This is a genomic window from Bradyrhizobium sp. STM 3809 (assembly GCF_000239795.1).
Classification (GTDB): domain Bacteria; phylum Pseudomonadota; class Alphaproteobacteria; order Rhizobiales; family Xanthobacteraceae; genus Bradyrhizobium.
This window is the reverse complement of record NZ_CAFJ01000108.1, coordinates 1-5,660: the sequence shown is the minus strand read 5'-3', so window position 1 is coordinate 5,660 and position 5,660 is coordinate 1. Positions and strand designations below refer to the sequence as shown.

Sequence of the window (5,660 nt, the reverse complement as noted above, 5' to 3'; positions counted from 1 at the left end):
GTGCCCGAGGCGAGCTATCGCGGCAGCATGCTGGCGCTGCTCGGCTTCGACCGGCGGCAGGCGCTGAAGGAGATCAAGGTGCCGACGCTCGTGCTTTCGGGATCGAAGGATCGCAACGCGCCGGCGCCGATGATGGAAAAGATGGCGGGCTTCATTCCCGGCGCTCAATATGTCGAGCTTCAAGGCGCTGGTCATCTGGTCAATCTCGAACGTCCCGGCGCCTTCAACGCCGCGCTCGATTCCTTTCTGGCAACACACGCGACGACGACGGAGGCACGATGACCATTCAGGTCCAGAAGACGGCAACGGCCTCCGGTGAGGCGCTCGATGCCCCGATGTTCGATCCGGGCGCCTACCGGCTGACCACCGAGCAGGCCGACATCATCAGCCGCGCACGACAGCTCGGCCAGAGCGTGCTCGCGGGTCGCGCCGCCATCTGGGACCGCGAGGCGACGTTCCCGACTGATAACTACAAGGATCTGCATCGCGTCGGCCTGCTCGGCATTTCCGTGCCCAAGGCACTCGGTGGTCTCGGCGCGGGCTACCAGACCTATGCGCTCGCGGCGGCCGAGATCGGCCGCTATTGCGGCGCGACCGCGCTGACCTGGAACATGCATGTCTGCTCGACGCTGTGGTCGGGACCGCTCGCCGACGATCTCGACATGGAGGACGACGTCCGCGCCGGGCACCAGCGGCGTCGCGCGATCCACTACAAGCGTATCGTCGAGGACGGCGCGATCTATTCGCAGCCGTTCTCCGAGGGCGGCGCGGCCGCTGCGGGCGGCGTCGCGTTCGGCACCGAGGCGAAGCCGGTCAAGGGCGGCTGGCTGGTCAGCGGCAAGAAGATCTTTGCCTCGCTGTCCGGGCACGCCGATTACTACGGCGTGCTGTGCACCGAGATCAGCGAGGGCGAGAAGGCCTCGCGGCGCAATACGCTCTATCTCGCAATCCCTGCGAAGAGCGAGGGCGTCTCGGTGGTCGGCGACTGGGATCCCCTGGGCATGCGCGGCACCGTCTCGCGCACGCTGATCTTCAAGGACGTGTTCGTCGAGGAGGACGCCGCGCTGATGCCGCGCGGCGTCTACTTCCAGGCGGCGCTGCGCTGGCCGCACATGTTCATGACCTTGTCGCCGACCTATATGGGCCTGGCGCAGGCCGCCTACGACTTCACCCTCAAATATCTGCGCGGCGAGGTGCCGGGCATGCCGCCGGTCAAGCGGCGGATGTACCCCACAAAGCAGATCGCGGTGGCGCAGATGCAGATTAAGCTGGAGCAGATCAAGGGCATCTGGTTCCAGGCCGTCACCGAGGCGCGCGCCAATCCGACCAAGGAGCAGGTGCTGCGCGCCTATGCTGCGCAGTACTCGGTAATGGAAGGCGCCAACGAGCTTGCCGCGCTCGCCATCCGCACCTGCGGCGGCCAGTCGATGCTGAAGACCCTGCCGCTGGAGCGCATCTATCGCGACAGCCGCTGCGGCTCGCTGATGCTGCCCTGGACCGCCGAACTGTGCCTCGACCGCATCGGCCGCGAGGCGCTGTACGAGCCCGGCGAGACGGACGAATAGCGCGTGGACCTCTGCAGCCTGATCGAGCGCAACGCCGCGTTTACGCCGGACAAGCCGGCGATCCGCTTCGAGGGCGCGACGCTGAGCTATGCCGCGTTCAGCGCGCGCATCGCGTCGATGGCGCGGGCGTTGAAGTCCGAGTTCGGCGTCGGTCGCGGTGATCGCGTCGCGATCCTCAGCCTGAACCGGCCGGACTATCTGGTCCTGCTCTATGCCTGCGCGCGGCTCGGCGCGATCCTGGTGCCGCTGAACTGGCGGCTTGCGGTGGCCGAGCAGGTCTTCATCCTGTCGGACGCCGCCGCCAAGGTGCTGCTGCTGGAGCAGGCCTTCGCGCCGGTGCTGCCGGCACTGGCCGAGCAGCATCCGGAGACGGTGGCGGTCGGCATCGACTTTGCGCCGGCGAACGGTCTTGCGATCGACGATCTGCTGGCGCGTGGCCGCGGCGACGATCGCAATCCGCACATCGATCTCTCCTGCCCGCTGCTGATCGTCTACACCTCGGGCACCACCGGCCGGCCGAAGGGTGCGGTGCTGCGCCAGGAGGCGCTGCTGTGGAACGGGGTGATGAGCCAGCACATGCATGGTCTCACCTCCGATGATCACGTCCTGACGGTGCTGCCGCTGTTCCATGTCGGCGGCCTCAACATCCAGACCACGCCGGCGCTGCATCATGGCGCCACGGTCACGCTGCATGCGCGCTTCGCGCCGGACACGACACTCACGGCAATCGTGAACGAGCGGCCGACCTTGACCGTGCTGGTGCCGGCGACGATCCAGGCCGTCACCGAGCATCCGGGCTGGGCGGCTGCGGACCTGTCCTCGCTCAAGGCGGTCTCGACCGGTTCGAGCATCGTGCCGCCGGCGCTGATCGATCGCATCACGGCGCGCGGCGTGCCGGTGCTGCAGGTCTACGGCTCGACCGAGACCTGCCCGATCGCGGTCTATACGCGGCTCGGCGGCGACCTCTCGCGTGCCGGCTCCACGGGCCTGCCGGGGCTGTGCTGCGAAGCCAAGATCATCGATCGCGACGGTGACGAATTGCCCGCCGGCAAGGCGGGCGAGATCGCGGTGCGCGGGCCGAACGTGTTCTTCGAATATTGGGGCAACGCCAAAGCCACCCAGCAGGCGATCCACGACGGCTGGTACCGCACCGGGGACATCGCGCAGCGCGATGGGGATGGGCACTTCTTCGTGCTCGAGCGGAAAAACAACATGATCATCTCGGGCGGCGAGAACGTCTATCCCGCCGAGATCGAGCGCGTCCTGAACGAGCATCCCGACGTCGTCGACTGCGGCGTGATCGGCCGGCCGGATCCACGCTGGGACGAGGTGCCGGTGGCGTTCGTCGTCAAGCGCAAGGACTGTGCGCTGGACGCCGAGACGTTGCGTGCGCATCTGCAGGCGCAGCTCGCGCGCTTCAAGGTGCCGCGCGACATCATCTTCGTCGACGACCTGCCGCGCACTGCGCTCGGCAAGGTGCAGCACCACCTGCTGCGCCAGATGCCAGATGACCGATAGGGAGATCCGCTCTTGAAGATAGCAGTGCTCGGCGGCGGTAACGGCTCGTTCGCGGCCGCGGGTGATTTCTCTCTGGCAGGGCACGAGGTCCGGCTCTGGCGGCGTGACGCGGAACGCGTGGCACAGCACAAGGCCGCCGGATCGACCATCATCGTCAAGGACGTCAACGGCCGGCATGAGGCCAAGCTCGCGCTGGTGACGACCGACATCGGCGAAGCCGTCCGGGGTGCCGAGCTGATCCTCTGTCCGGCGCCGGCCTTCGCGCAAGCCGACATCGCGACACAGCTCGCGCCGCATCTTGCCGACGGCCAGGTCGTCTTCCTTCCCCCGGCGACGTTCGGCACGATGATCTTCGCGGCTGCGGCGCGCGACGCCGGCAACACAGCCAAGGTCAGCTACGCCGAGACCGGCACCCTGCCGTGGCTGACGCGCAAGCATGGGCCGTTCGAGGTCGCGATCACCATTCGCGCCAAGCGGCTGCCGGTCGGCGTCTTCCCGCTGAACACGGCCGAGCATGCGCTCGCTGTGATCAGCCGCGCCTTCCCCGGCGTGATCGAACCGTGCGGCGATGCGCTGTCGGGCGCGCTGATGAATGCCGGCTGCATCATCCATCCGCCGCTGATCGTGATGAACGCGGGGCCCATCGAGCATTTCGAGCGCTGGGACATCCACAAGGAAGGCACGCAGCCGTCGATCCGGCGCGTCACCGATGCGCTGGATGCGGAGCGGATCGCGGTGCGCGAGGCGCTCGGCTACGGCGCGCCGCATTTTCCGCTGGCGCATCACTACGCCAAAGAGGGCGAGATCTGGATGTACGGCCGCGGCTCGCATGACAGGCTGACGGACTCCGGTGATTGGCGGGAGCGGCTGGTGCTGACGGAGCATCGCTACATGCGCGAGGATCTCCGGCTCGGCCTGTCGTTCCTGATCTCGGCCGCCGAGCTGACCGGCACGGCCGTGCCGCTCGCCCGTGCGTTCCTGGCGATCGGCGGCGCGATCTGCGGCGAGGATTTTCGGGCGACGGGCCGCACGCTCGAAAGCCTCGGTCTGGGCGGTCTCGATCGAACGGCGTTGCAGACGCTGCTGCGCAGCGGGTTCGCCGCATGAGCACGCGCGGTCACATCGCCTGTCTCGGCGCCGGCCGCATGGGCCGCGGCATCGCCGTCGCGTTCGCCTATGCCGGTCATCCCGTGACGATGATCGACATCAAGCCGCGCACGGCGGAGGAGTTTGCCAAACTGGAGCGCGAGGCGCTCGGCGAGATCGGCGCGACGTTCGGGACATTGGCCCGGCTCGGGATGCTGCAAGGCGCCGATGCCGACCGGCTGATGGGCAGGATCGCCGTCGCGCCGGCCGCGGCGAGCAACGATGTGCTGGCGCAGACCACGCTGGTGTTCGAGGGCGTGCCGGAGATCGTCGATCTCAAGCGCGAGGTCCTCGGCGCAGCGTCGCGCGCGGTCGGCCCCGGCGTGATCATCGCCTCGACGACGTCGACGATCCTGGTCGACGACCTCTCCGGCGCGGTGGAGAAGCCCGAGCGATTCCTCAATGCGCATTGGCTCAATCCCGCCTATCTGATTCCGCTGGTCGAGATCTCGCCGGGCCAGGCCACCGACCCCGAGGTCACGGCGAGGCTGAAGGCGCTGCTCGAAGACATCGGCAAGGTACCGGTGGTGTGCGCGGCGACGCCGGGTTTCATCGTGCCGCGCATCCAGGCGCTGGCCATGAACGAGGCGGCGCGCATGGTCGGCGAAGGCGTCGCCAGCGCCGAGGAGATCGACAAGGCGATCCGCTACGGCTTCGGCTTCCGCTACGCCGTGCTCGGCTTGCTCGAATTCATCGATTGGGGCGGCGGCGACATTCTCTACTACGCCAGCCGCTATCTCGAAGGTGCGCTGGGCAGCGACCGCTACCGCGCGCCCGACGTGATCGAGCGCAACATGGCCGAGGGACGGATCGGCCTGCGCACGGGCGCGGGGTTCCTCGATTACTCGGGGATGGACGTGAGCGCCTATCGCGAGCAGCGGCTCGGCGCATTGGTCGAGATGCTCAGGCATTTCAAGCTGGCCCGTCCACCGGTGGTGGATTGACGGCGGCGCCGTAGGGTGGGCAAAGGCGCGGCACGCCGTCACCGTTGCGCGACGATGTCTCTCGCGCCGTGCCCACCGTCTCGCTCGGCATCCGCGGAAGCATGGTGGGCACGGCGCCATCATCAGCTCAGATTTGAGACGCAGCACGGCAGCGCCTTTGCCCACCCTACGGCAGCTTCGCACGCCGCCATTGTCTTGTCGTCGTGGCTTGCATCGACACACTCCGCCGTCGTCCCGGCCTTGAGCCGGGACCCATACCCCCAGGGAGCGGATTGAGGCAGGCTGTTCATCGGCTTTTGTGCCCTTCATATCTGTCGCGGATTATGGATCCCGGATCGGCGCCCCGCCGCGCTCTGCGCGTCACGGCTTGTCCGGGACGATAGCGGCGGGTGCGGAGGAATTTACGGTTCAAACAGCGGCCGGCATGAGATCGCCTTCTCGCGGCGCATTGCGCCCGAGGTCTGCGGTTTGGTCGTCCCTGCAAGCA

General features: G+C 67.8%; 5 protein-coding genes. All 5 read left to right on the top strand.

Annotation, left to right across the window (positions count from 1 at the left end; all coding sequences use genetic code 11):
- Window positions 1–282, top strand: a 282-nt coding sequence (locus BRAS3809_RS05705; protein ID WP_139017318.1) for an alpha/beta fold hydrolase, incomplete at its 5' end; no start/stop codon positions are given.
- The gene (locus BRAS3809_RS05700) at window positions 279–1,565 is read left to right on the top strand and encodes an acyl-CoA dehydrogenase family protein (protein WP_035655416.1); all 1,287 of its coding nucleotides are present in this window, start codon (window positions 279–281) and stop codon (window positions 1,563–1,565) included. The genes BRAS3809_RS05705 and BRAS3809_RS05700, both read left to right, overlap by 4 nt.
- Before the next feature lie 3 nt (window positions 1,566–1,568).
- Window positions 1,569–3,083 carry a class I adenylate-forming enzyme family protein gene (locus BRAS3809_RS05695; RefSeq protein WP_008961147.1) on the top strand — a complete coding sequence of 505 codons (1,515 nt, stop codon included), beginning with the start codon at window positions 1,569–1,571 and terminating at the stop codon, window positions 3,081–3,083.
- A gap of 12 nt (window positions 3,084–3,095) precedes the next feature.
- Window positions 3,096–4,190, top strand: a complete 1,095-nt coding sequence (locus BRAS3809_RS05690) for an NAD/NADP-dependent octopine/nopaline dehydrogenase family protein (RefSeq protein ID WP_035655414.1) — start codon at window positions 3,096–3,098, stop codon at window positions 4,188–4,190.
- Window positions 4,187–5,173: a 3-hydroxybutyryl-CoA dehydrogenase gene (locus BRAS3809_RS05685; protein WP_035655412.1), complete on the top strand. Its 987-nt coding sequence runs from the start codon at window positions 4,187–4,189 to the stop codon at window positions 5,171–5,173. Before BRAS3809_RS05690 ends, BRAS3809_RS05685 begins: the two co-directional genes overlap by 4 nt.
- Window positions 5,174–5,660 lie beyond the last annotated feature (487 nt).

Bases quoted from the DNA above. Each gene is read 5' to 3' on its own strand.
- BRAS3809_RS05700 (WP_035655416.1), top strand. From the start codon at position 279: ATGACCATTCAGGTCCAGAAGACGGCAACGGCCTCCGGTGAGGCGCTC.
- BRAS3809_RS05685 (WP_035655412.1), top strand. From the start codon at position 4,187: ATGAGCACGCGCGGTCACATCGCCTGTCTCGGCGCCGGCCGCATGGGC.